A 24237-nucleotide genomic window follows, 5' to 3' on the forward strand; every position below is an offset into this window, starting at 1 on the left:
CTTTTATCAATTAGTTTGTTGAAGGCAATTCCATGATGCCGTCAATTTCGATTTGCACACCTTTAGGCAGTTCTCTTACACCGATAGCTGCACGTGCAGGGTATGGTGTTGAGAAGTGTTGGCTCATGATCTCATTTACTGTTGCGAAGTTGCTTAGATCAGTCAGGAAGATATTTACCTTAACCATATCTTGTAAGCGACCGCCTGCTGCTTCACACACTGCAGTTAGGTTTTTAAAAACCTGTTGCGTTTGCTCTGCAAAGTCTTCAGAGATCACTTCCATCGTTTCAGGTACTAATGGGATCTGGCCAGACAGATATACAGCAGTACCTACTTTAACCGCTTGGCTATATGTGCCGATAGCTGCAGGTGCATTGTCTGTTGAAATAATTGCTTTGTTCATAATAATCCTACTTTTTACGGTATACACGCTGAACGTCAGGCATCACCCTGATCTTACGCATCACATCCGCGACGTGAACACGGTCTTTTACCGTGATACCTAAATCAATAATATATAAGTTACTTTCTTTTTCGTCAGTGGCAATTTCGACAATATTGGCGTTAGTACTTGCCACTACGCTGGTTAATTTTGCAAGCGTACCTTGGTGGTTGATGATTTCAACTCTAAGACCTGCAATATATTCTTTTTCTGGGTTGTCGTCCCATTTTACGACGAAATATTTCGAACGTTCGCTTTCCCAGCCTTTAATGTTTTTACACTCTTGGCGGTGAACGTTTAACCCTTTACCTTGGCTCACATAAGCAGTGATGGCATCACCTGGTACTGGGCGACAGCATTTCATGTAGTTAACGAGCATGCCTTCAGTACCAATGATCGCTGCTTTTGCTTTTTTAGCTAAATGTTCAATACTGCCATCATCTTCGTCAAGATCATCATTTTGCAATAAGCGCTTAGCAATCAGTACACTCATGATATTGCCACAGCCAATTTCAACCAGTAGTTCGAGCATGGTCGAAAGCTTGTGCTCTGCTAGTACACGGTCAATTTGCTCTTGTGAAACATCACTTAATTGATATTCGCCAAGGGCAGAATCGAGTAAACGACGGCCTAGTTCGAGCGCTTCTTCTTCGCGTTGGCTCTTCAGATAGTTGCGAACACCTAAACGCGCTTTACCTGTAACAATGAAGTTTAACCAAGTGGCGTTAGGGTGAGCGCCAGAGCTGGTAATCACTTCTACGGTTTGACCGGTGTCGAGTGCTTTACTGAGCGGATAAGGTTTACGGTTTACACGTGCGCCTACACAAGTATTACCAACATCGGTGTGTACCGCATAAGCAAAGTCGACGGCAGTGGCACCCATAGGAAGTTCTACAATGCGGCCATCCGGCGTGAAGACATAAATCTCTTCTGGGAATAGCTCAGTTTTAACGTTTTCGACGAACTCAAACGATGAACCAGCACTTTGTTGTAATTCAAGTAGACTCTGCATCCACTGACGAGCGCGTTGCTGTGCAGTATGACCTGCACTGTCACCGGCCTTTTTATACATCCAATGCGCAGCAACCCCTTTGTCAGCCATTTGATCCATATCGTGGGTACGAATTTGGATCTCTACTGGAATACCATGTGGGCCAACAAGTGAAGTATGTAAAGACTGATAACCGTTGGTTTTTGGTACGGCAATGTAATCTTTGAAACGTGTTTCGATTGGCTTATATAAGTTATGAGCTACACCGAGTACACGGTAACAAGTATCTAGGTTATCAACAGCAATACGGAAAGCATAAATGTCCATGACTTCGTTGAACATCAATTCTTTGTTGAGCATTTTTTTGTAAATGCTGTATAGGTGCTTTTCACGGCCGCTGACATTCGCTTCAATACCAGCTTCTTCAAGACGAGATTTGATTTCGTTTTGTATATTACTGATGACTTCTTTACGGTTACCGCGAGCTTTTGCGACTTCTGATTTTAGAGCACGATGACGCATTGGGTAAAGCGCTTGAAAACCTAGGTCTTCTAATTCATTTTTAATGTCATGAATACCAAGTCGATTCGCGATAGGCGCAAAGATTTCTAACGTTTCACGAGCGATACGGCGACGTTTATCTGGGCGAAGTGCGCCAAGCGTACGCATATTGTGGGTTCTGTCGGCAAGCTTAATCAGAATAACGCGGATATCTTGCGTCATCGCCATGATCATTTTGCGATAGTTTTCAGCTTGGAATTCTTTTTTATCTTTAAAGCTGAGTTTATCTAACTTACTTACACCCTCGACAAGTTCAGCAACAGTATTGCCAAAAATCTCAGCAAGGTCTTGCTTGCTGAAGTCGGTGTCTTCAATCACGTCATGCATGAGTGCCGCCATGAGGGTTTCATGGTCTAAACGCATGCTGGCAAGAATCTGTGTCACTTCAACTGGGTGAGTGATATACGGCTCGCCACTAGAGCGAGTTTGCCCTTCATGGGCTTCACGCGCCACCACGTAGGCTTTTTGAACCAGTTCTACGTCAGCGGGGGAAAGGTATTCTGAGATCTTTTGCTTCAGGCCTTCAAAAAGATACATTCACACTCCAATGTTCCAGTGAAGTAATATGATGCTATGAATATACGATGAATTATCAGAGAAACCAATGGCTAGCTGTGACTTTTATGTCTACAAAAGGTAATTATTGTGTTGTAGAGCCCTAAAAACAACAAAGCCAGCGTTAAAGCTGGCTTTGAGTATGAAGTGCAGGGGGTTTTAGCTGTTACCGCCAACAATTGCAGCAACCGCAGCAAGCTCTGCAGCTTCTTGGTTTTGTTGCTCTTCACGATCGATCATATCAAGAGACGAGTTGTTCACAAGTCCTTGTTCGATCTCACGTAGAGCGATTACAGTTGGCTTATCGTTTTCAGCATCAACCATAGGATCTTTACCACCTACAGAGATCTGACGAGCGCGACGCGCCGCTACTAGGATTAAGTCAAAACGGTTACCAATTTTATCTACTGCATCTTCTACAGTTACGCGAGCCATCGAAGCACTCCAAAGTTATTCATGTCGAATTGGTAAGTTTACTTGATGCAAACCAATTCTCCAATAGGTGGTTAAAAATTTATCTTGTTTAAATGAGAGAGATTAAGCCAATAACTCAGCAATTAAACTTTGATGACGGTGTTTTTGTGCATCCAGTTCAAGGCGAGCAGCCATGACAATATGCTCAAGTTGCATTAGAGCTGTTTCAAAATCATCATTTACCAATACATAATCGAACTCATCATAGTGCGAGCTTTCTGATTTTGCTTCCGCCATGCGGCCAGCAATTACTTCTTGAGAATCTTGTCCGCGGTTATTTAAGCGATTTTCAAGTTCGGCTTGCGACGGTGGTAAAATAAAGACCGTTTTTACTGTTGGCATTAATTCACGAACTTGACGTGCACCTTGCCAATCGATATCTAAAAACACATCAATGCCTTGCTCAAGTTGTGACTCTATCGCTGCTTTTGAAGTGCCATAGTAGTTTTCGAAAACTTGCGCCCATTCAAAAAAGTCGCCCTGATCGATCAAGGCTTTGAATTCATCTACACTAACAAAGTGGTAGTGTTCACCATTGTTTTCACCTGGGCGAGGGCCGCGAGTGGTGTGAGAAACTGACACTTTAATATCAGCATGTTTTTCTAACAGTGCTTTGATCAGGCTTGATTTGCCAGCACCAGAAGGCGCTGAAAGAATAAATAAATTACCGCGAGTTTGTGATGTCATAATTAAATCTGTGGCTTGAAACGTGATTTGGTTTCTAAAAGCATATTTTAAACCCTGTAAGTTTAATTGGCTAGAACAGATTTCGAGCGCAATAAAATTGTCATACAGCGGTTGTAAACTAGTCAGATACTGTTTCTGTTTTGGTGATCTGCAGTGGAGAATGGTCGCATAGAGGCGTTTAAAATTGACGCGCAGAGTTTACAAACAATTTTAGACGAACGCTTGGTTGAGCCCTTATTTCAACCAATTTGCGATGTTGCGCGACAAACTATTTTGGGCTTTGAGGCATTAAGCCGAGGCCCGAAAGGTACCGAGTTAGAATCACCAAACGCCTTATTTGCAGCAGCACAGCGTTTTAATAGGCTCTCTGAATTAGAGTTATTATGCCGTGAAAAAGCGATTGAGCGCTTTGCCGAATTAAACTTGTCGGGCAAATTATTTCTAAATGTCAGTCCAAATACACTGCTAGACCCAAACCACCCTAGAGGTGAAACTTTGCAACTTATTCAGCAATATGGGTTACAAGCCAACCAAGTTGTCATTGAAGTGACTGAGCAAGATAAAGTAGATGATGGCTTTTTGTTGTTAAAAACCATCGGCCATTACCGTAAATTAGGTTTTAACATTGCTATTGATGATTTAGGTGCCGGTTACTCAGGGTTAAAACAGTGGTCAGAGTTACAGCCTGATTTTGTGAAGATAGATCGCTACTTTATTGATCATTGCGATCAAAGCTTGGTTAAGCGAGAGTTTTTAAAGTCAATTATTGAACTTGCCAAAGCAACGCGTACAGCAGTGATTGCTGAGGGAATTGAACGCGCTGAAGAATTAGCTCTAATCACACAGTTGGGAATTACCAATGCGCAAGGTTTTTTAATTGCACGGCCCTCAGCTGTGCCATTGAATGCCTATCCAAATACTCTAAAAGAGTCGAGCCAAGCACAAGGAAATGTGATGCATCGAGGTTTAGTTAAAACAATTGGTGAATTAACGCATGTCACCTCGGCGGTATTAAATGGTGTATTGTGCCAAGACGTGCATAGGGTATTTGAAAAAGATAAGCAGTTGATGAGTCTTGCTGTCGTTGATGAGCAGCAAATGCCAATGGGCTTGCTTCATCGTGATCAGCTAACGGAGGTATTTGCTGCGCCTTATGGTCATGCTTTATATGCTAAAAAGCCTTTGGCTTCTCTCATGGACAAACAGCCCTTAATTGTTGATGAGCAAACTCAGCTAGATGAAGTAAGTCAGTTAATTACGGAGCAAGACTTTGATATTCGCCGCCACATTGTAGTGACGCAAGGCGGAAAGTATTTAGGTTTGGTACCACTTAGAGCGATTTTAAAACACATCACGGAAGAAAAAATTCGCAATGCCCAGCATGCAAACCCACTCACTATGTTGCCTGGTAATGTCGCAATTAACGAAGCCATAGAACAGCGTCTGTTGAGTAAACAAGAGTTTACTTTGGCCTATATCGATTTAAATCACTTCAAGCAATTTAATGACTTATATGGTTATGCCAGTGGTGATGGGGTGATAAAGCTCCTAGCTGATGTGATAAGTGAATGTTGTGCAGGCTTTTCTGGGTTTGTTGGACATATTGGTGGTGATGATTTCATGGTGGTGTTTGATGGCGATGATGCCGAACCACTTTGCAGAGAAATCATTAATGAGTTTGAGTTGAAGTCTAAAAGCTATTTTACCGCTGAGCATGTCAAAGCAGGGGGGTATTGGGCTACAAACCGAGAAGGACAGCAGCAATTTGTGCCTTTGCTTACACTGTCAATTGGTCTGGTGTCACCGCATGTTGATAGCTGTCATAACAGTCATCAGGTCGCGGCGCTAGCAACGGATGCCAAGAAGGAAGCCAAACGTTATCGCAACAGCTATTTATTTGTCGCAAATAAGCGTCGACCAACAGTGGCGATTGTTTCTTAATCAGAAATACTTGAGTCATGGCTCTATTTTGGGTAGCTTAGAATAAAATGAGTGGAGGCCCATTATATGCAGAGACTCATCAACTTTTTCATTATTATAAGTGTTTGTACTGCTTTTAAGCTTCAAGCTGTGGAAGCTGAGACGATAAAAGTCGCGAAAGAGCCAAGAAAGCTTTATGAGCGAGATCATTACCTTTATGAGTTGCTCGATAAAGCGTTAAAAGCTGCAGACGCCCCTTACGACTACGAGCATGTCACTGTTCACCCTCATCAACAGCGTACTTTGATGGCACTCTCGTCAGGAAAAGTTGACTTGCATTGGAGTATGACCAGCCCTGATCGAGAGCAAATCGCAATAGCCATTCCTGTGCCTTTATTCAAAGGTTATATAGGTAAGCGGGCTATCATGGTGAAAAAAGAACGTCTTGCGCAGTTCGCTGAACTTAACAGTATTGAGCAATTGAAAGCATTTACTGCAGTACAAGGGCATGACTGGCCAGATACTAAAATATTGGCTTTTCACAACCTACCGATAAAGCCACTCTCTAATTATCAAGCTATGTTTAAATTATTAGCTGCCGGTAGAGTGGACTACTTTCCTCGTTCTTTCATTGAAGTGAACTCTGAGCTTGAAGAAAACCCGGATAAATTTGTGTTATTGCCGAATGTATATTTGGAATATCCCACAGCATTTTATTTCTTTGTAAATAAGGCAAAGCCACAATTGGCAGATGACCTAAAGCGTGGATTGAATAAACTAAAAAATAGCGGTGAATTTGATGCGTTATTTTCACGTTATTTTGAAAAAGATTTAGCGCGGTTATCTATGTATCAGCCCGATAAGGCCATCAGGTTGAAGAACCCATATTTTAATGCCGAATAAATTTCTTTCGACAAAAAAAGGAGCCGATGGCTCCTTTTTTAAACCCAATACACTCGTAATTACTTAAGTAGTGACTCAGTTAATGTCGGGCGAATTTCTTTTACGATCTGTTGGCAAAGCTTAGGTGAACCACACACGATGTTACCGCTCTTCGTGTAGTTAGTACCGCCAGCAAAATCTGTGATCATACCGCCAGCTTCTTTAACTAATAACTCACCCGCTGCAGTATCCCAAGGCTTAAGACCGATTTCGAAGAAACCATCAATACGACCAGCTGCAACATAAGCCATATCTAGTGCTGCAGAGCCTGCACGACGAATATCAGCTGTGTGAACAAATAACGCTTTGAATGCGTCAGTATATGCATCAATGTGGTGCTTTTGCTTGAATGGGAAACCAGTCGCTAGCACAGTGCCTGCGATTTCGTTGTTTTTAGCAACACGTAAACGCATGCTGTTTAGCTGTGCGCCTTGACCACGAGAAGCTGTGAATAGCTCACTACGTACAGGATCGTAGATAACCGCTTGGTCTAAACGACCTTTTACTTTAAGTGCGATTGAGATGGCATAATGAGGAATGCCTTTGATGAAGTTTGTTGTGCCGTCTAATGGATCGATGATCCACTGATAGTCAGCATCTTTACCCTCGGTAATACCTAGTTCTTCACCCACGATTGAGTGCTCTGGATACGCTTTTAAAATCGTTTCACGGATGATAGCTTCCGCTTCTTTATCTACGTTAGTAACAATATCGTTGCTGCCTTTTTGTTGGGCTTCAACACGTGATAAATCTTCACTTGCACGTAAGATCACTTTAGCTGCATTACGCGCAGCGCGTACCGCAATGTTTAACATTGGATGCATAGCATTACCTTTGGGTTGTAAAAGAACAGTATAAATTCGTTGCCCACTGACAATGCAGTAAGCACAGGACGGCGTATTCTAGCGATTTTTGCCTTAAAGTAAACCCAAAAAACAAAATAAAACTGTTGTTTTTTTGACCGCGTTGAAATTGCTATTAAAAAATATAAACGAAGATTTTTGAGTGGCAGAAAAAGGCTGTGGTAAACTTAGCCAATTATCAATTTTCGTCGTAAAGGCTTAGTGAAATGGCATTAGAAGATATTCGTATTGTGTTAGTTAACACCTCTCATTCTGGCAATATTGGTTCAGTTGCACGTGCAATGAAAACCATGGGTTTATCAAAACTATATTTAGTTGACCCGGCTTGTGAGGTGGATAGCCATGCCAGTGCGCTCGCGGCTGGCGCAACTGATGTACTAGGTAACAGCGTGACGGTGAGCAAGTTAGAAGAAGCCATTGCTGACTGTTCATTAACAATTGGTACAAGTGCCCGTTCACGTACTTTATCTTGGCCGATGGTAGAGCCAAGAGAGTGTGCTCAAAAATTGGTTGATGGATCTGAAAGCGGTCCGGTTGCTTTAGTCTTTGGTCGTGAAAACAGTGGCTTAACTAATGAAGAGCTGCAACTGTGTAACTACCATGTGTGTATTCCAGCTAACCCTGAATACAGTTCACTAAATCTTGCGATGGCCGTTCAAACCCTTACCTACGAAACGCGTATGGCGTTTTTAGATAAGCAAGACAAGCCTGTAGAAGAAGACGACACAGTTTACCCAAGCTCTCAGCAAATGGAGCTGTTCTACGAGCATTTAGAAAGCACATTGAAAGAAACTGGTTTCATCATCAAGCAGCATCCAGGCATGGTAATGACCAAGCTTAAGCGTCTGTTTAATCGCGCCCGCCCAGAAGATCAAGAGCTGAATATTTTACGCGGTATTTTGACTTCAATTAACAAGTCTACTGGCAATAAATAACCCCTGATTATTTTTTGTTTAATACTTGACTAATTTAGTCGGGTAATTACAATGAGCAGTACTTGAGTAAATTACTCAGGTATTGCACTTGTTACTTTAGTGGTAAGTGTAGTGAGTAATACTTGACTATCCTAGTCAGGTAATTAAAATTCACCACCTGATAAAACGCTGAGGGGGCAATAATGAAACTAACATCTAAAGGCAGATACGCAGTCACAGCGATGCTCGATGTTGCTTTGCACGCCGATGTTGGCCCAGTCCCTTTAGCTGATATTTCTGAAAGACAAGAAATATCATTATCTTACCTAGAACAATTATTTGCTCGTCTACGTAAACATGGCTTAGTGAGCTCTGTGCGTGGACCGGGCGGCGGCTATTTACTTGGCCGAGATTCGCAAACTATCTCTGTAGGTGATGTGATTAATGCAGTCGACGAGTCAGTTGATGCAACCCGTTGTCACGGTGAAGGCGGCGGTTGTCAAAACGGCATGCGTTGTTTAACTCACACACTATGGTCTGATCTAAGTGAGCGTATTGCTGAGTTTTTAAATAATATTTCCCTAGCTGAGTTAGTCGCCAAATCTGATGTGCAGTCAGTTGCTTCTCGTCAAGATAGCGCTGTTAAAACTGCCATAAAGCAACTAGATAACATTCAAGTGAGCTGTCAACTTTAAGTTGGCGTCAAGCGGAGAAACCAATGAAATTACCGATATACCTAGATTATGCAGCAACCACTCCGGTTGATCAGCGCGTTGCAGATGAAATGATGCAATGTCTGACTATGGATGGCAATTTTGGTAACCCAGCATCACGTTCACACCGTTTTGGTTGGCAGGCCGAAGAGCTAGTGGACCAAGCGCGTAACGATATCGCTGATTTAATTAATGCAGATCCGCGTGAAATTGTTTTCACTTCAGGCGCGACAGAATCAAATAACCTAGCAATCAAAGGCGCAGCTAACTTCAACAAGAAGAAAGGCAAGCACATCATCACGGTTAAAACTGAGCACAAAGCTGTTTTAGATACATTCCGTGAATTAGAGCGTCAAGGTTTTGAAGCAACTTACTTAGAAGTTGAAGAAAACGGTTTACTTGATCTTAAAAAATTAGAAGCAGCAATGCGTGATGACACAGTACTTGTGAGCGTGATGCACGTGAACAATGAGCTAGGTGTTATTCAAGATATTACGACAATCGGTGAGATGTGTCGTGAGCGCAAGATCATGTTCCATGTAGATGCTGCGCAAAGTGCGGGTAAAGTAAAAATCGACTTACAAGAATTAAAAGTTGATTTCATGTCTTTCTCTGCGCATAAAATCTACGGTCCGAAAGGCATTGGTGCACTTTATGTTCGTCGTAAGCCACGTGCTCGTCTAGAAGCACAAATGCACGGTGGTGGTCATGAGCGTGGTATGCGCTCTGGTACGTTAGCGACTCATCAAATCGTTGGTATGGGTACAGCTTTCCGTGTTGCTAAGCAAGATTTCGAAAAAGACCATGCGCACATCAGCACACTTCGCAAGCGTTTACTTGATGGCTTGATGAGCATGGATGAAGTGTATTTCAACGGTGCGATTGATCAATCAGTGCCTGGCATTTCAAACATCAGCTTCAACTTTGTTGAAGGTGAGTCATTACTAATGGCTGTAAAAGACATCGCGGTATCTTCTGGTTCTGCATGTACTTCAGCAAGTCTTGAGCCATCGTATGTATTACGTGCACTAGGTCGTAATGACGAACTAGCACACAGCTCAATTCGTTTCAGCATCGGTCGATTCACGACTGAAGAAGAGATTGATTACACTGTTGAGTTACTTAAAAACTCAATTGGCCGTCTTCGTGAAATGTCTCCACTTTGGGAGATGCACCAAGAAGGTATTGATTTAGATAGCGTTGAGTGGACTCACCACTAATTTAACGTGTAGCAAGTTTATAGCGGGTAGCGAGGAAAGAATTATGGCGTACAGTGATAAAGTAATTGATCACGTAGAGAACCCAAGAAACGTAGGTGCTCTAGATAAAAACGATCCAAGCGTAGCAACAGGCATGGTGGGTGCACCTGCATGTGGTGACGTGATGAAGCTGCAGATCAAAGTATCTGAAGAAGGCGTTATTGAAGATGCTAAATTCAAAACTTATGGTTGTGGTAGTGCGATTGCATCATCTTCACTAGTAACAGAGTGGGTGAAAGGCAAAACATTAGACGAAGCAGCTGAAATCAAAAATACAGATATTTCTGCTGAGCTAGAATTACCACCGGTAAAAATTCACTGCTCAATTCTAGCTGAAGATGCGATTCAAGCTGCAATTGCAGATTACAAAAGCAAACAAGCTAAATAAGAGAGAGCGGCATGGCAGTAACATTAACTGACGCGGCAGCTAATCGCGTTCAGACATTCTTAGCTAATCGTGGCAAAGGCATCGGTCTTCGTTTAGGTATTAAAACGACGGGCTGTTCAGGCTTAGCTTACGTATTAGAATTCGTAGACGAGTTAGACGAAGGTGATGAAGTGTATGAGCATAATGGTGTTAAAGTCATCATTGATGCGAAAAGCATGGTTTACCTTGACGGTACAGAGCTTGATTACACGAAAGAAGGTCTAAACGAAGGGTTTAAATTTACTAACCCGAATCAAAAAGACGAATGTGGCTGCGGCGAAAGTTTTACAGTGTAACTGACCTTGCTGTTGTTAACAAAGCCCTGCCTTGGTAGGGCTTTGTTGTATAATATCATTTAGCATAATAATTTTAGCGCTTTTGAATGAGTTAACCTAATGCATTACTTTGAATTATTTGATATTCCCGTTTCATATGATGTTGATCTAAATGCCATAAATACCCGCTATTTAGAATTACAACGCATTGTTCACCCAGACCGATATGCCGGAAAAAGTGAACGCGAAAAACTGCTGGCTGTACAAAAAGCCGCAGAGATCAACGATGCATTAGCTGTGTTAAAACACCCAGTGAAACGTGCTGAGTATATGCTGAGCGAAAAAGGCAAAGACATTCGCGCTGAGCAGCAGACTTTACAAGATCCTATGTTTTTAATGCAGCAAATGGAACTGCGAGAAGCGCTAGAAGATCTTCCGCAGAGTAACGATCCTGAAGCAGCTATCGAAGATTTTGAACAAGAAATTAAGCTACTTGATAAACAATATTCAGCACAGCTCGCATCACAATTAAGCAGTGATGACGATGCACAATTAGACGCTGCAGCTGATAACATTCGAAAGCTAAAATTTGTATACAAATTGCGTGATGAATTAGCACGTATAGAAGACAGTTTATTCGACTAAACCAAATTGGTTTAATACTCAAACTACTTGTCGTTGCAGGTAGGCGCAATCGAGTGAAAGCCCATGAGCATAGATTTTCTATGAAATTGGGGGGGAACGAGAGCAGTCAACACCGCTGTAGCTTTAAGTAGGAAGAGTATAGACACGAACCTAAGAACGTAGAGCATTATGGCATTATTGCAAATTGCTGAGCCGGGGCAGAGCGCGGCACCTCATGAACATAAGCTAGCTATTGGCATTGACCTTGGTACCACAAACTCTTTGGTTGCGACGGTACAAAGTGGCGAAGCCAAAACCCTAACAGATTTTGATGGCTCAGCGATGTTGCCATCTGTGGTTCGCTACGAAGCTGATAAGATCACGGTGGGTCAAGCTGCCGCTGCGGCATCAGCAGAAGACCCGACTAATACGTTAATTTCAGTAAAGCGTTTTTTAGGTAAGTCTCAAGCTGAGATTGAACAAAGTTATGGGCAACTGCCTTATGAGTTTGTTGAAAATAATGGCAGCTTAGCCATTAATACTGTAGTGGGTGCAATCAACCCAGTACAAGCCTCAGCCGAAATTTTAAAGTCACTTAAAGAACGTGCAACAGCCAGCTTTGCAGGTGAAGACATTAAAGGGGCAGTGATCACAGTACCAGCATACTTTGATGATGCACAGCGTCAAAGCACCAAAGATGCTGCAGAACTTGCTGGTCTAAATGTTCTGCGTTTATTGAATGAACCAACAGCTGCAGCCGTTGCTTATGGCCTAGATTCAGGTCAAGAAGGCGTGATCGCCGTTTACGATTTAGGTGGCGGTACATTTGATATCTCTATCTTACGTTTAAACCAAGGTGTATTCGAAGTATTAGCAACAGGCGGTGACTCAAGTTTAGGTGGTGATGACTTTGATTCTGCACTTGTCGCACATTTTAAAGAGCAAACGCAAATTAATGATTTGAATAATTCAGAACTGCGTTTATTCATCAATAAAGCCAAAGCCTGTAAAGAAGCGCTATCTAGCTATGAAACCGTTAATGTTGGTTTAGAGTTACGTGATACAGCTCACACTGTGACAGTAACACGCGCTCAGTTTGCCGAAATGGTGATGCCGTTAGTGAAAAAGACATTACGTGCTTGTCGCCGTGCGGTAAAAGATGCTGATGTATCGCATGAAGAAATCTTGCAAGTTGTTATGGTGGGTGGTTCAACCCGTATGCCAGTTATCCGCGAGCAAGTTGAAGTCTTCTTTGATAAAAAGCCACTGACTTCTATCGATCCAGATCGCGTGGTCGCAATCGGTGCTGCGATCCAGGCAGATATTCTAGTCGGTAACAAGCCTGATTCAGATATGTTATTGTTAGATGTATTACCACTGTCTCTAGGTCTAGAAACCATGGGCGGACTGGTTGAGAAAATTATCCCGCGTAATACCACGATTCCAGTCGCACGTGCGCAAGAGTTTACCACGTTCAAAGATGGCCAAACGGCCATGTCATTACATGTATTGCAAGGCGAGCGTGAGCTGGTAGATGATTGTCGTTCACTGGCTAAATTTAGCTTAAAAGGTATTCCAGCAATGGCGGCTGGTGCAGCGCATATTCGCGTCACCTTTAAAGTAGATGCCGATGGTCTGTTGAGCGTTTCTGCAATGGAGAAATCAACGGGCGTGCAAGCAGAGATCCAAGTTAAGCCGTCATTTGGTTTGTCTGACGATCAAGTTGCACAAATGCTGAAAGATTCAATGAGCAATGCCAAAGAAGATATGCAAGCGCGTATGTTGAAAGAGCAGCAAGTTGAAGCGCTTCGCGTATTAGAAGCATTAGAAGCTTCTCTATCAACAGACAGTCAATTATTAAATGATGACGAATTAGCTGCACTTCGTAGTGAAATGCAAAAGCTGGCTGATTTACGTGAAACTGCGACATCACCAGATGAGATTAAAACGGCCATTGAAGCTGTAGATGCGGCAAGTAGTGAATTTGCTTCGCGCCGTATGGATATGTCAATTAAACAAGCCCTTACTGGGCAGTCTGTAGACGAGGTATAAGTAATGCCACAGATTATTTTCTTACCCCATGAAGAGCTTTGCCCAGAAGGCGCGGCAATTGAAGCAAAAACAGGTCAAACTGTACTGGATGTTGCTTTAAAAAATGGTATTTCAATTCCTCATGCCTGTGAAAAGTCATGTGCATGTACAACCTGTCATGTGGTGATCCGTGAAGGTTTTGACTCGTTAGAAGAAAGTGACGAGCTAGAAGATGATATGTTAGATAAAGCATGGGGTTTAGAGCCTGAATCACGTCTAGGGTGTCAGGCAATCATTAACGATGAAGATTTGGTTGTAGAAATTCCAAAATACAACCTGAACATTGTGAATGAAGATCACTAATACCAATACTCTTAATTAAGCGATCTATTTTGAGGCAAGTAAAACTGTTCGTTAGCAAGGCAAAAATTTTGCTATTTAGTTGTTCTAAATAAGAAATTTTTAACGAAGCTAGCGTCATTTTTAGTCCCTCAAAATGATTGAGTATTATTGAGGATTGGTATAATAGATTTTGATTATGAAAAACCCGTAGTCTTTACTGCGGGTTTTTTGTTTAAGGAGACAAAACATGTATTGGCATAAGGCGTTAAATAACTCAATTATTAATGGCAAATCGTATCAAGGTAGCGATACTTTCACCGTAAATAACCCAGCTAACGAGCAGTTGATTGAAACACTTTCATCGGTTGATATGGCAGGCTGTCAGCAGGCATTAGATGCTGCCATTACATGTTTTGAAGCGCTAAAATCAACAACTGCTAAACAGCGTAGCGATGTGTTATTAAAATGGCATAGTTTGATATTAGAACATAAGCAGGCATTGGCTGAACTTGTCACCCTTGAGCAAGGCAAGGTTTTAAAAGAATCTTTGGCTGAAGTTGATTACGCTGCGGGGTTTGTAAAATGGTTTGCAGATGAAGCGCACCGTAGTTATGGTGAAATTATTCCGGCCAATAGTCCCACTCAACAGCTGTCTGTCATTAAGCAGGGAGTAGGCGTGGTATTTGGCATTACACCGTGGAATTTTCCCCTTGCCATGATCACCCGCAAAGTTGCGCCGGCTTATGCTGCGGGATGTAGTTTTATCCTAAAGCCATCTGAATTTACACCTCTAAGTGCATTGGCGCTGTGCCAACTTGCATTGCAAGCGGGTATGGAAACGGGCGCTTTTCAAACCTTAGTGACAGAAGATGCTGCACAGGTTGGCGCGTTTTTCTGCGAACATAAGCAAGTTAGAAAAATTACGTTTACCGGTTCAACGCGAGTCGGGCAAATTTTGTTATCGCAAAGCGCCCAGTCAATTAAGCGAGCTTCTCTTGAGCTCGGTGGTAATGCGCCTTTTATGGTATTTGCAAGTGCTGACATTAAAAAAGCAGTACAAGGGTTGATAGTGGCCAAATTTAGAAATGCGGGGCAAACCTGCGTCGCTGCCAATCGAGTGTTGGTGCAAAACGCGTGTTTAGATGAGTTTTTAGCAGAATTAAAGCAGCAAACTGCTCGCTTAAAAGTGGCTGATGGCTTTACTGAATATGCCGATTTGGGCCCTTTGATCAACACGCAAGCGAAACTAAAAGCACAAAACTTGGTTGATGATGCCACCTTGCAAGGTGCCAAGCTTGCTTACCAAGGTGAAGAGAAAGCGGGGCAGTTTATGGCGCCTATCATTCTGACCGAGGTAAAGCAAAGTATGGAGATAAGTCGAAGTGAAATATTCGCGCCTGTGGTCGCTATTCAAACTTTTGAAGATGAAGATCAGGCACTCACTATGGCTAATTCGGTTGATGAAGGCTTAGCTGCGTATTTTTACTCGCAAGACATGTCACAAGTTCAGCGTGTAGCGAGCAATCTAGAATATGGCATGGTGGGTATTAACGAAGCACTCATCTCAAACCCAGTCGCGCCATTTGGTGGGATGAAAGCATCGGGTCTTGGTCGAGAAGGGGCTAAACAAGGTTTAGAGGAGTACCAGGAAGTAAAATATCTCTGCCAAAGCTTTTAATTAAACACGTCAAAGTGAGAATGCATTGGTATTCTCACTTGTACCACTAATGTGTATACAATTTTTCGCTGATTATCTAACCTAAAGCTGGTACACTCTTGCGCCTGTTAATTTTTGGTCAACAATTTTAAATGGCAACAGAGCAAAATAATTTAACGCTTGTGGTGCTAGCCGGTGGGCTTGGTAGTCGATTTGGTGGTAACAAACAAATTACCCCTCTGCCCAAACTTGAGCGCACCATTATGGAACTGAGCATTGAAGATGCATTCAATGCAGGTATCAAGCAAGCGGTGTTAATCATTAATAAATCCGTTCGTGCAGAATTAGAGCAAACAATCTTGCCGCGTCTCCCAAAGACGATGCATATCACTTTGATTGAACAAAGTATTGATATGTTACCTTCTGAGTTTAAGCATTTAGCCGAGCATCGCACTAAGCCTTGGGGGACAGGGCACGCATTATTATGTGCAAAGCCTTACGTGAATGGCCCCGCAGTTGTGATCACTGCTGACGATTATTATGGTCCCAATGCCTACAAACAAATGGTTGAACATTTTAGTCAATCGAAAGATGCTAGTAGTATGGCAATGGTTGCCTTCCCAATTGAAAAAACGCTCTCTGAGCAAGGGGGAGTAAACCGAGGTATTTGTGAAGTCGAGCAGCAATCGCTTAAGAAGGTTACTGAAACCTTAAATATTCATCAAACAGAATATGGTTTGGTGGGAGAAATTGAGGGTCAATTACAATCACTAGACAGCCATAGCCTAGCTTCTATGACTTTTTGGGGTATTACACCCATCTTGATGGCTAAACTAGAAAATGATTTTAAAAAATTCCTAGAAGCTTATGACAGCGATGTCAAAAAAGAGTACTATTTACCTAATTGCATCCAAACCTGTATAGAAAGTGAGCATGTTTCAGTGCGCGTTTATTCTGCCGTTGATTTTTGGTTTGGTGTCACATTTAAAGAAGAATTAACAAGCGTAGCAGGAAAGATTTATGAACATCGTCAAGGATGAGCAAACTATCACGCCCATTACACCAGTATCTGAGGTGACTATGACTAATACTGCGATAGCTGAGCATTTGTCGCAAGAATTTGGTTTAGACCATGAAAATGCCACAATTAAACCAATAGGTAGTGGTCATATTAATACCACAATGTTGTTAAAAGATGCACAACAAGCTGTGGTTGTTCAAAAGCTAAATACCGAAGTATTTCCTAACCCTGAACATTTAGTTGAAAATGCTCGAGCTATTGAACAGCATCTTACAGAAAAAGCTGATAAGAATGACTATGAATTAGAGATTATCAAGCATTTGCCGACCACCTCAGAAGAATACCTAGTGAAGGTCGATGGTGAAGTTTGGCGTGCTCTAGAGTTTATTGGTAAGAGTTACAGTGAAGATGTGGTGAGTTGTCCAGAGAAGGCACAAACTGCAGCGAATGCATTTGGGCAATTTGCATTGGCATTGTCAGACTTTGATGCACAAGTACTACATCATGTTATACCTGACTTTCATAACCTTGCTATGCGAATTGCTGCGTTTAACGACAAACTTGAAGCGGATACCCAAAATCGAGCTGAAAAATGCCAAGAGGAAATTGCGTTTTGCCAAGCGCAATTTGGTCTTGCAGATGAGCTAGAATCTATCTACGGCACCATTCCACTTAGACCGTGTCACAATGACACTAAAATCAATAACATGCTGTTCTGTAAAGAAACCGATGGCGCACGTTCAGTGATTGATCTTGATACATGTATGCCAGGTTATTGGCTGTTTGATTTTGGTGATATGGTGCGTACCTTCTGCTCTCCTGAAGAAGAAGATTCAACAAATCTTGATAATGTGCGAGTACGAGAAGAAATTTTTGCCGCTTTAGTTAAAGGTTATGTTGCACCATTAGAAAATGAACTTACACCAGAAGAAAAGCAAAGCTTTTTACTGGGGGCGAAAGTAATGCCATTTATGATTGGTCTTCGTTTCTTAACCGATTACTTGGATGGCGATAATTACTTTGCGACTAAGCACAGTGAGCACAATCTGCATCGAGCAAGAAATCAGTTCAAGTTATATCAAGATGTGGTCGCAAAAGAAGCGTTACTTGAAAAATTAATACACAGCTAAATTGATTAGTTAAGACATATAAAAAGCGCCATAGGCGCTTTTTTTGTGCCAAAACAAAATAGGAACATATATTGGTCGCAACTGAATGACAGCGCTTTACTTATTGGTTAGGGTAAATACCAATCAGTCATAATACTTAACCAATTTGAGAAGCTAAAACTCACGCTAGCTGTGTTAAAAATTTATCATTTAGAATAATTAATACCAATCCTCAATAATACTCAATCATTTTGAGGGACTAAAACTGACGCTAACTTCGTTGGAAATTTCTTATTTAGAGCAACTAAATAGCAAAATTTCCGCCTCGTTATCGACTAGTTTTTCTTGCCTCAAAATAGATCGCTTAATTAAGAGGATTGGTATAAACAGAAAATTTTTGCCTCGCTATCGCAAAGTTTTATCCACCTCAAAATAGGCTACTTAATTACACCGATTGGTATAAGTGGTTACAAAGAGGAAAAATAATAATGAAACAATTAAATAGACGTGACTTTCTAAAAGCCGCTGGTGTTGCAGCTGCGGCCAGTGTCGCTGCGGGGTGTGCGCAAACATCAAATTCAAGCACGGTATTTGTACCTACTCAAAAAGGTAAGTCAGTTATTGGTCTTATCGCACCAAAAATGGATGTAGTTAGAGTTGGGTTCATCGGTGTTGGTCAGCGAGGTTATGGCCATGTTCGTCGTATGAGCCATATTGAAGGCGCTGAAATTGTCGCAATTTGCGATACTCACGATGAAGTTTTGGAACGTTCTGCCAACTATTTAACAGAAAGAGGTTTGAAAAAGCCGGCTCTTTATCGAGGCGCTGATTTAGCGTATCAAGATATGTTAGCCCGTGATGATATCGATATTGTGATCATCTCAACGCCTTGGAAGTGGCATGCACCTATGGCCATTGACACTATGAACAGTGGAAAGCATGCGTTTGTGGAAGTGCCTTTGGCACTGACAGTCGAAGAAATGTGGGACATTGTGGATACCGCAGAGCGCACTCAGAAAAACTGTATGATGATGGAAAACGTCAACTATGGTCGTGATGAGTTGATGGTACTAAACATGGTTCGCCAGGGGCTATTCGGTGAATTACTGCACGGTGAAGCTGCTTATATTCATGAACTACGTTGGCAAATGAAAGAAATCGAGCATAAAACGGGTTCTTGGCGAACAGGTTGGCATGCAAAGCGTGATGGTAACTTGTATCCAACACATGGGCTAGGTCCGGTTTCTCAGTACATGAATATCAACCGTGGAGACCGTTTTGATTATTTAACGTCAATGAGCTCTCCGGCATTGGGTCGAGCCGCTTACGCTCAGCGTGAATTTCCAGCCGATCATCAGCGTAATCAATTGAACTATATTGCCGGTGATATGAATACCACCATGATCAAAACGGTAAAAGGTCGTTCCATTATGGTACAACACGATACTACCACGCCTAGACCTTATTCTCGTCATAACCTGATCCAAGGCACAAATGGTGTATTTGCCGGCTTTCCAAATCGTATCGCACTCGAAAATGGTGGCAATTTAGGTAACTTCCATGAGTGGGAGCATGATATGACTCCTTGGTATGATAAATACGACCACCCGCTGTGGAAGAAAATGGGCGCAGAAGCAGAACGCAACGGCGGTCATGGTGGAATGGACTTCTTAATGTTCTGGCGCATGATTTATTGTTTACGCAACGGTGAAGCGCTAGATCAAGATGTGTACGATGGTGCGGCTTGGTCGGTGATCTCACCTCTTTCAGCTCAGTCTGTCGCGAATCGCAGTGAATCTATTAGTATTCCAGACTTTACTCGAGGTGCATGGAAAAATGCTACGCCATTAGGTATTGTGGGTAGTTAATGACTTTAAGCGCGCAATGAGCGCGCTTTTTTGATTGTTGGGGTGAAAATATATGACAAGGTGCTTTGTGATTTTCATTGGTTTGCTTTTAGTTGGATGTAAAAGCCCGCTTGAGCAAAATAATGCGCTCACGATAAAACCTCAAGTTGAGCAATTTATATCAATCTATCAGGCCAGAGTCGATTTTGATGCATTTTTAAAGTTATATGCAGATTCTGCACAGTTAGAAGATTTAGTATATGGTCATCACGCTGTTGGAAAACCAGGCATTGCTGCATTCTATAACTGGAATGATGGTAATTTTAAAGTAATAGATGATTTAAAGACTTTCAAAGTAGAACATTTGATTATTGATGAACAACAGCGGCAAGCCGTTATAACAGGGCACTTTAATCAATTTATTTACCATGGCCAAAAAATGGGACCTTGGCGATTTGTTATGACGCTTCAATTTAATGAGAAAGGGCTGATTACGCACCAGCAGGACTGGATCAATTACACACCAAAGGCTGATTTTCTGTCGGGCAAAAACCTCAATAAAACTATTCCTTAAAAAATCTCAGAGGCTAAAATAGGTAAAACACTTCTATTATGGATTTCAAAATGCAGCTATCTGTAGAAATTAGCAAATATCCACTTCACTCAGACTATATCCCTTTTATCAAAGCCTTTATTGAGCGCTTAAATACACACCCAGAACTTAAAGTGTTAACCAATACAATGTCTACCCAAGTATTTGGTGAATATGACCTCGTTATGTCGGTACTTCAACAAGAAATGAAACGCTCTTTTGAAGAGTTTGGGAAGATTGTATTTGTGTGTAAGTTCATTTCTGGAGACTTATCGCCACAATGATTGAATTTTTAAGCGCCACATTTTCTGGTTTCACGGCTATGTCTGGCTGGGAGTACATCGCGGTCATACTTTCTCTGGCTTATGTCTTTTTAGCTGTGAAAGAGAATCAATGGTGTTGGCCTGCAGCTTTCCTTAGTACATTTATTTATACCATTATGTATTGGAATGGCGCGTTGTTGATGGAATCCGCATTAAATGTGTATTACATGGTAATGGCGGTAGTGGGTTGGTATATGTGGCAACAAGGCAAGCAGCCTGATTCAGTCGCCCCTATTATTTCTTGGCCATTGTTAAGACATATTTACATCATCATTGTCACCGCTTTAACGGCAACAGGTGTAGGCTTTGTGATGGACAATTATACTCATGCTGATTTTGCATATCTTGACAGTTTTACAACCTGTTTTGCTGTGATGACAACGTATTTAGTGGCTAAAAAGGTATTAGAGAACTGGCTTTATTGGATCATCATTAATGCCGCATCTATGTACCTGTTCTTTGTGAAAGGGTATTACCCGACATTTGTACTTTATGTGTTTTACACGGTTATAGCCTGTTGGGGCTACAAGCGTTGGTACGAAGAACACGAACAAAGAAACGGCTTACCACTTGCGAGCCTTTAATTTTCAAAATCTGCCTGATGAAGTAAGAGAATTCGTTGCTGAATCTTTTGCTTTCAGGCAAGTTAAAACATGTTACCAAATCACCTCAGGGCTTAGTAATCATAATTATTTAATTGTTGTCGAACAGAATAAATATTTGCTAAAGCTTTATCGAAATGACATGCCTTCGCCAAGTCTTGCTTTTCAAGGCCTAATGGCAAAGTCAGCTACCGGTATTCAAGAAGTTATTCGCTGGGATCCAGCCCTTAAAGTCGCTTTATTTACTTATGTTGATGAAGCGGCTGAAGACATAGATAAAAAACGCTTATGTAATTTGGTGGAGACAATCTCTGCAGTACATCAACAACCATTGGTCAATTTGCCTGTCTCTTTAGATATAAAACACGCATTATCAGATTTAAGTACCTCTTTTAAAAAGCTTTTTAATTCAGAGTTAGAGTGCTGCTTACGCTTACTTGATAGTTATCCAAAAGAGTTAGGGTGTTGTCATAACGACTTAGTTAGAGAAAATATAATAGCGACAAAAGTTGGAGTGATGGTGATTGATTTCGAATATACAGCTGTTGGCGATGTTTATTTCGACTTAGCTGGGCTTGTAACCAGTTTTAAGCTCACGAATGACGAGATAGTATGGATGCTGAATATCTATTATGGCAGTAAGGGCATTGCAGTACCCGATTATGCAATAGAGAAATTAAGGGGTTATAGGATTGCTTACCTACTGTTATGTATTTCTTGGTATGATGCGCGAGGTGAAGTAGAAAAAGCCACTTCACACACATTACAATTAAAGTGTTTAAATACCGCCTAAGCGCTTTGCAAGTTCTTTGTATTTTTCTACATCTGTTTGATCAAATACTGGATCACCTTGTGCGTCTTCACCTTTTGCGATTAATAGGTTTTCACGAGCAAGTCTTTTCACTCTTTCCACTTTTACTTCTAAAAACTCAGCAACTTGCTGCGTGGTCATTTGGCTCATAATAGCTTCCTCTTGATGTGTTAAGCTTTTATTGTTGTTGTTACCGCATTACACGGCGCTTTATGTTAATAAAACGTAGTAACTTGCTGTCTATAATACTGGTAAATCAAAATCTAAGCATAGTCAAAAATACAAAAAATCGCTAAAAAGCATTAATATTTTTGTTTTTAGTTTGTTATTTAATCAGCTGAAAGTGAAATGCTAGTATTTGTAAAGGAATGACATTACTATATGCAGCGTTCGTGTGCTCTCGTGGTGAAATGGATATCACGTAGCTCTCCGGAAGCTGAGTTGCAGGTTCGATCCCTGCCGAGAGCGCCATGAGCCGTTTTTAAAAGCGGTTTTTAACCGTAAATAACCACTGCACACTGTCAATGTTATCTTCTTTATTTATTGGCGCAGCAATATCCAAATGCAACACAATGCCAGCATTGGCTCGACTCGGTGCAAGCCTTAATCCTATGCCTATATTCTTCAGTAGTGAATTATCGGTATTAACTTGAGCTTTGCCTGTGACCTTACCTGCATCGAAGAAAAGCGCTCCTCCGACCTTGAAAAGTTGTAGCAGGTCATATTCCCAGTAGTAACGTTTTTCTAAATTTACTAGAGCACTACGACTACCTTGTTGATAGTTTAACGGATAACCTCTTAGACCAGTTTCACCGCCTAAAACCAATTGTTTGTCTGCCGTCAAGTTTTTAGCATACTGCAAAGACAAGTTCGCAAACCATGATTGCTGTATGCTGGTGTTTAGATAATATTGAAAGTTAACGGCACTTATGAAGTTTCGGGCTTCGTTTTGGTCTGTGTTCCATTCTCCTTGAATACTCGTATTAAATCGCCATAAGCTGCGTTCGGTTGTGTAATGCGCTTTGCTTGCGGAAAATTGATAAATGACGTGACTGTCGTCATCCGCCCAGTTATTTGATGAATAACCGAGTTTGGCTTTAACATTCCAGCCTAAATTTAAATCTTCTGTGCGGTAAATAGAATCAAAATTACGCACCTTAATATAATCGTCTTGAAGCCATTGCCCCTGAAAATATGGGTAGGTGAGTGCTCGGTTGTCTGCTAAAGCAAGAAAAGAGTAAGGGGTGGCTTTAAAGCTGTGTTGTTCATTGTGAAGACCCACAGTATATCTATGTGTCCACTGTTTAGGTGCTTGAACGGCGAAACCATAATACGCGTCGTTAATTTCAGTGTCGTGTAAAAATTCAGAAACGACTTCGTTTCGAGAATAAATCGATTCTACCCGTTTATTCGCATAAGTATAAACCCCATAGCTATGCGTTGACTTAATGGAGTAAAATGGCAGGTAAGCCCCTAAATAATGCCGCTCTCCATCTGAATTATCAGCATACTCTATGCGACCTCGGTAGCGACTCGATAAGATAGCTGGGTCGTCATAAACAAATAAATAACCGTTTCGGTCTTTATCTTCAGTTGCGGTAAAAGATAATCTTTTGCCATACCCTAGTAAGTTTGTTTCTCGAAAGCCAAGGCGTGAGGAGTTTTCACCTCCACTGCGACTAAAGCTAATGTCGGGCAGTAAAGTCCATAAGTCCCTTGTTACAACTGTAACATGCACTTCGTCTTTACATGTCTCTTCTGCATATATGCGGGCATCGTAAAGATAATTTTGTTGACGTAATAAACGCTCGGATTCTGCTAATTCCTTGATGTCATATTTTGAGCCTTGGCTAAATAATAAAGTACTTAGGATAACTTCAGGCTCTGTTGTGATATGCGCGTGGTTTGCAAAGCGGAATAAAAAGTTATTTTCTTCCGGTAAGCTGGTGTCGAAAACGTTTAACTGTTTTAAGGTGATTTTTGCTATACGCTTGTTTTCACCTTCTTTTGGGAAAACTTGCTGAGTGTCGAGTTGACGCTTTAGGTTGATGTCTTCATTGCTTTCTTGGCGTTGATTGCTGCAGCTGTTTTCTTGAGAGTCGAATATACTTGGTTCTGCAAATGCAGTACCACTGATAAAAAATGTAGAGAATAAAAGCAATACTGGCTGACAATACCTTGTGAACACTACCTTCCTCCCGCTGTTTATCCTCTTTTATATCATTATATTAAGCAGAAAAATGGAGGTCTGTCTA

25 protein-coding genes and 1 tRNA gene are annotated in these 24237 nt (G+C 41.5%); 19 read left to right on the plus strand and 7 right to left on the minus strand.

Translation table 11 applies throughout. From position 1 onward, the window contains the following. Window positions 1–10: 10 nt before the first annotated feature. From AAEU28_RS18465 to gmk, 4 genes are all read right to left on the minus strand, one after another. A complete protein-coding gene (locus tag AAEU28_RS18465) occupies window positions 11–403 on the minus strand; it encodes a RidA family protein (protein ID WP_138478434.1) in 393 nt (130 codons plus the stop codon). A 7-nt stretch (window positions 404–410) separates the two neighbouring features. Then, the gene (gene spoT, locus AAEU28_RS18470; RefSeq protein ID WP_390448518.1) at window positions 411–2531 is read right to left on the minus strand and encodes a bifunctional GTP diphosphokinase/guanosine-3',5'-bis pyrophosphate 3'-pyrophosphohydrolase; all 2121 of its coding nucleotides are present in this window, start codon (window positions 2529–2531) and stop codon (window positions 411–413) included. 177 nt (window positions 2532–2708) lie between these two features. Further along, on the minus strand, window positions 2709–2984 hold the full coding sequence (gene rpoZ / locus AAEU28_RS18475) for a DNA-directed RNA polymerase subunit omega (RefSeq protein ID WP_058031056.1): 276 nt from the start codon (window positions 2982–2984) through the stop codon (window positions 2709–2711). Window positions 2985–3086: 102 nt separating this feature from the next. Beyond that, window positions 3087–3710: a guanylate kinase gene (gene gmk / locus AAEU28_RS18480; protein ID WP_421965418.1), complete on the minus strand. Its 624-nt coding sequence runs from the start codon at window positions 3708–3710 to the stop codon at window positions 3087–3089. Between the two features lie 183 nt (window positions 3711–3893). Here gmk and AAEU28_RS18485 point away from each other — a divergent pair, with 183 nt between their 5' ends. Further along, the gene (locus tag AAEU28_RS18485; RefSeq protein ID WP_421965438.1) at window positions 3894–5651 is read left to right on the plus strand and encodes a GGDEF domain-containing protein; all 1758 of its coding nucleotides are present in this window, start codon (window positions 3894–3896) and stop codon (window positions 5649–5651) included. A 66-nt stretch (window positions 5652–5717) separates the two neighbouring features. Further along, window positions 5718–6533: a substrate-binding periplasmic protein gene (locus AAEU28_RS18490; RefSeq protein ID WP_421965419.1), complete on the plus strand. Its 816-nt coding sequence runs from the start codon at window positions 5718–5720 to the stop codon at window positions 6531–6533. Window positions 6534–6592: 59 nt separating this feature from the next. On the opposite strand, the gene suhB is transcribed toward AAEU28_RS18490, so the two are convergent. Further along, the gene (gene suhB / locus AAEU28_RS18495) at window positions 6593–7396 is read right to left on the minus strand and encodes an inositol-1-monophosphatase (RefSeq protein ID WP_421965420.1); all 804 of its coding nucleotides are present in this window, start codon (window positions 7394–7396) and stop codon (window positions 6593–6595) included. 245 nt (window positions 7397–7641) lie between these two features. On the opposite strand from suhB, the gene trmJ reads away from it, so the two are divergent. The 16 genes from trmJ to AAEU28_RS18575 all read left to right on the plus strand — a co-directional run bounded on the left by trmJ (window position 7642) and on the right by AAEU28_RS18575 (window position 21964). Then, window positions 7642–8370, plus strand: coding sequence for a tRNA (cytosine(32)/uridine(32)-2'-O)-methyltransferase TrmJ (gene trmJ, locus AAEU28_RS18500; protein WP_138560529.1), 729 nt, complete (start codon window positions 7642–7644; stop codon window positions 8368–8370). Window positions 8371–8552: 182 nt separating this feature from the next. Continuing rightward, window positions 8553–9044, plus strand: a complete 492-nt coding sequence (gene iscR / locus AAEU28_RS18505; protein WP_058031051.1) for a Fe-S cluster assembly transcriptional regulator IscR — start codon at window positions 8553–8555, stop codon at window positions 9042–9044. Between the two features lie 23 nt (window positions 9045–9067). Further along, window positions 9068–10282, plus strand: a complete 1215-nt coding sequence (locus AAEU28_RS18510) for an IscS subfamily cysteine desulfurase (protein WP_421965421.1) — start codon at window positions 9068–9070, stop codon at window positions 10280–10282. Between the two features lie 43 nt (window positions 10283–10325). Then, entirely contained in the window at window positions 10326–10709 is a 384-nt protein-coding gene (iscU, locus tag AAEU28_RS18515) for a Fe-S cluster assembly scaffold IscU (protein ID WP_404391711.1), read from the plus strand. A gap of 11 nt (window positions 10710–10720) precedes the next feature. After that, window positions 10721–11044: an iron-sulfur cluster assembly protein IscA gene (gene iscA / locus AAEU28_RS18520; RefSeq protein ID WP_058031048.1), complete on the plus strand. Its 324-nt coding sequence runs from the start codon at window positions 10721–10723 to the stop codon at window positions 11042–11044. Between the two features lie 99 nt (window positions 11045–11143). After that, window positions 11144–11668: a co-chaperone HscB gene (gene hscB, locus AAEU28_RS18525; RefSeq protein ID WP_421965422.1), complete on the plus strand. Its 525-nt coding sequence runs from the start codon at window positions 11144–11146 to the stop codon at window positions 11666–11668. A gap of 168 nt (window positions 11669–11836) precedes the next feature. Continuing rightward, a complete protein-coding gene (hscA, locus tag AAEU28_RS18530; protein WP_421965423.1) occupies window positions 11837–13699 on the plus strand; it encodes a Fe-S protein assembly chaperone HscA in 1863 nt (620 codons plus the stop codon). A gap of 3 nt (window positions 13700–13702) precedes the next feature. Continuing rightward, window positions 13703–14041 (plus strand): ISC system 2Fe-2S type ferredoxin, encoded by a 339-nt coding sequence (fdx, locus tag AAEU28_RS18535; RefSeq protein ID WP_058031045.1) that lies wholly within the window; start codon window positions 13703–13705, stop codon window positions 14039–14041. Between the two features lie 226 nt (window positions 14042–14267). Then, the gene (locus AAEU28_RS18540) at window positions 14268–15698 is read left to right on the plus strand and encodes an NAD-dependent succinate-semialdehyde dehydrogenase (RefSeq protein WP_421965424.1); all 1431 of its coding nucleotides are present in this window, start codon (window positions 14268–14270) and stop codon (window positions 15696–15698) included. A gap of 131 nt (window positions 15699–15829) precedes the next feature. Next, a complete protein-coding gene (locus tag AAEU28_RS18545; RefSeq protein WP_421965425.1) occupies window positions 15830–16717 on the plus strand; it encodes a nucleotidyltransferase family protein in 888 nt (295 codons plus the stop codon). Window positions 16718–16757: 40 nt separating this feature from the next. Next, complete coding sequence (locus AAEU28_RS18550) at window positions 16758–17828, plus strand: phosphotransferase enzyme family protein (RefSeq protein ID WP_421965439.1); 1071 nt, start codon at window positions 16758–16760, stop codon at window positions 17826–17828. A 467-nt stretch (window positions 17829–18295) separates the two neighbouring features. Further along, complete coding sequence (locus tag AAEU28_RS18555) at window positions 18296–19675, plus strand: Gfo/Idh/MocA family protein (protein WP_421965426.1); 1380 nt, start codon at window positions 18296–18298, stop codon at window positions 19673–19675. 67 nt (window positions 19676–19742) lie between these two features. Beyond that, on the plus strand, window positions 19743–20228 hold the full coding sequence (locus AAEU28_RS18560) for a nuclear transport factor 2 family protein (RefSeq protein WP_421965427.1): 486 nt from the start codon (window positions 19743–19745) through the stop codon (window positions 20226–20228). A gap of 50 nt (window positions 20229–20278) precedes the next feature. Next, window positions 20279–20530: a YkoF family thiamine/hydroxymethylpyrimidine-binding protein gene (locus tag AAEU28_RS18565; RefSeq protein ID WP_130254064.1), complete on the plus strand. Its 252-nt coding sequence runs from the start codon at window positions 20279–20281 to the stop codon at window positions 20528–20530. Continuing rightward, entirely contained in the window at window positions 20530–21153 is a 624-nt protein-coding gene (gene pnuC, locus AAEU28_RS18570; protein WP_421965440.1) for a nicotinamide riboside transporter PnuC, read from the plus strand. Before AAEU28_RS18565 ends, pnuC begins: the two co-directional genes overlap by 1 nt. Then, complete coding sequence (locus AAEU28_RS18575) at window positions 21140–21964, plus strand: phosphotransferase (RefSeq protein ID WP_421965428.1); 825 nt, start codon at window positions 21140–21142, stop codon at window positions 21962–21964. Before pnuC ends, AAEU28_RS18575 begins: the two co-directional genes overlap by 14 nt. On the opposite strand, the gene AAEU28_RS18580 is transcribed toward AAEU28_RS18575, so the two are convergent. Continuing rightward, the gene (locus tag AAEU28_RS18580) at window positions 21950–22132 is read right to left on the minus strand and encodes a hypothetical protein (protein ID WP_058031038.1); all 183 of its coding nucleotides are present in this window, start codon (window positions 22130–22132) and stop codon (window positions 21950–21952) included. The two genes, AAEU28_RS18575 and AAEU28_RS18580, sit on opposite strands and share 15 nt — an antisense overlap. Before the next feature lie 246 nt (window positions 22133–22378). On the opposite strand from AAEU28_RS18580, the gene AAEU28_RS18585 reads away from it, so the two are divergent. Then, a tRNA-Arg gene (locus AAEU28_RS18585) sits at window positions 22379–22453 on the plus strand. 10 nt (window positions 22454–22463) lie between these two features. Here AAEU28_RS18585 and AAEU28_RS18590 read toward each other — a convergent pair. Further along, on the minus strand, window positions 22464–24170 hold the full coding sequence (locus AAEU28_RS18590; protein WP_421965429.1) for a BamA/TamA family outer membrane protein: 1707 nt from the start codon (window positions 24168–24170) through the stop codon (window positions 22464–22466). Window positions 24171–24237: the final 67 nt, after the last annotated feature.

Source organism: Pseudoalteromonas sp. SS15, from assembly GCF_049257195.1.
GTDB lineage: Bacteria > Pseudomonadota > Gammaproteobacteria > Enterobacterales > Alteromonadaceae > Pseudoalteromonas.

Bases quoted from the DNA above. Each gene is read 5' to 3' on its own strand.
- AAEU28_RS18465 (WP_138478434.1), bottom strand. From the start codon at position 403: ATGAACAAAGCAATTATTTCAACAGACAATGCACCTGCAGCTATCGGC.
- spoT (WP_390448518.1), bottom strand. From the start codon at position 2,531: ATGTATCTTTTTGAAGGCCTGAAGCAAAAGATCTCAGAATACCTTTCC.
- rpoZ (WP_058031056.1), bottom strand. From the start codon at position 2,984: ATGGCTCGCGTAACTGTAGAAGATGCAGTAGATAAAATTGGTAACCGT.
- gmk (WP_421965418.1), bottom strand. From the start codon at position 3,710: ATGACATCACAAACTCGCGGTAATTTATTTATTCTTTCAGCGCCTTCT.
- AAEU28_RS18490 (WP_421965419.1), top strand. From the start codon at position 5,718: ATGCAGAGACTCATCAACTTTTTCATTATTATAAGTGTTTGTACTGCT.
- suhB (WP_421965420.1), bottom strand. From the start codon at position 7,396: ATGCATCCAATGTTAAACATTGCGGTACGCGCTGCGCGTAATGCAGCT.
- trmJ (WP_138560529.1), top strand. From the start codon at position 7,642: ATGGCATTAGAAGATATTCGTATTGTGTTAGTTAACACCTCTCATTCT.
- iscR (WP_058031051.1), top strand. From the start codon at position 8,553: ATGAAACTAACATCTAAAGGCAGATACGCAGTCACAGCGATGCTCGAT.
- AAEU28_RS18510 (WP_421965421.1), top strand. From the start codon at position 9,068: ATGAAATTACCGATATACCTAGATTATGCAGCAACCACTCCGGTTGAT.
- iscU (WP_404391711.1), top strand. From the start codon at position 10,326: ATGGCGTACAGTGATAAAGTAATTGATCACGTAGAGAACCCAAGAAAC.
- iscA (WP_058031048.1), top strand. From the start codon at position 10,721: ATGGCAGTAACATTAACTGACGCGGCAGCTAATCGCGTTCAGACATTC.
- hscB (WP_421965422.1), top strand. From the start codon at position 11,144: ATGCATTACTTTGAATTATTTGATATTCCCGTTTCATATGATGTTGAT.
- hscA (WP_421965423.1), top strand. From the start codon at position 11,837: ATGGCATTATTGCAAATTGCTGAGCCGGGGCAGAGCGCGGCACCTCAT.
- fdx (WP_058031045.1), top strand. From the start codon at position 13,703: ATGCCACAGATTATTTTCTTACCCCATGAAGAGCTTTGCCCAGAAGGC.
- AAEU28_RS18540 (WP_421965424.1), top strand. From the start codon at position 14,268: ATGTATTGGCATAAGGCGTTAAATAACTCAATTATTAATGGCAAATCG.
- AAEU28_RS18545 (WP_421965425.1), top strand. From the start codon at position 15,830: ATGGCAACAGAGCAAAATAATTTAACGCTTGTGGTGCTAGCCGGTGGG.
- AAEU28_RS18550 (WP_421965439.1), top strand. From the start codon at position 16,758: ATGACTAATACTGCGATAGCTGAGCATTTGTCGCAAGAATTTGGTTTA.
- AAEU28_RS18555 (WP_421965426.1), top strand. From the start codon at position 18,296: ATGAAACAATTAAATAGACGTGACTTTCTAAAAGCCGCTGGTGTTGCA.
- AAEU28_RS18565 (WP_130254064.1), top strand. From the start codon at position 20,279: ATGCAGCTATCTGTAGAAATTAGCAAATATCCACTTCACTCAGACTAT.
- AAEU28_RS18580 (WP_058031038.1), bottom strand. From the start codon at position 22,132: ATGAGCCAAATGACCACGCAGCAAGTTGCTGAGTTTTTAGAAGTAAAA.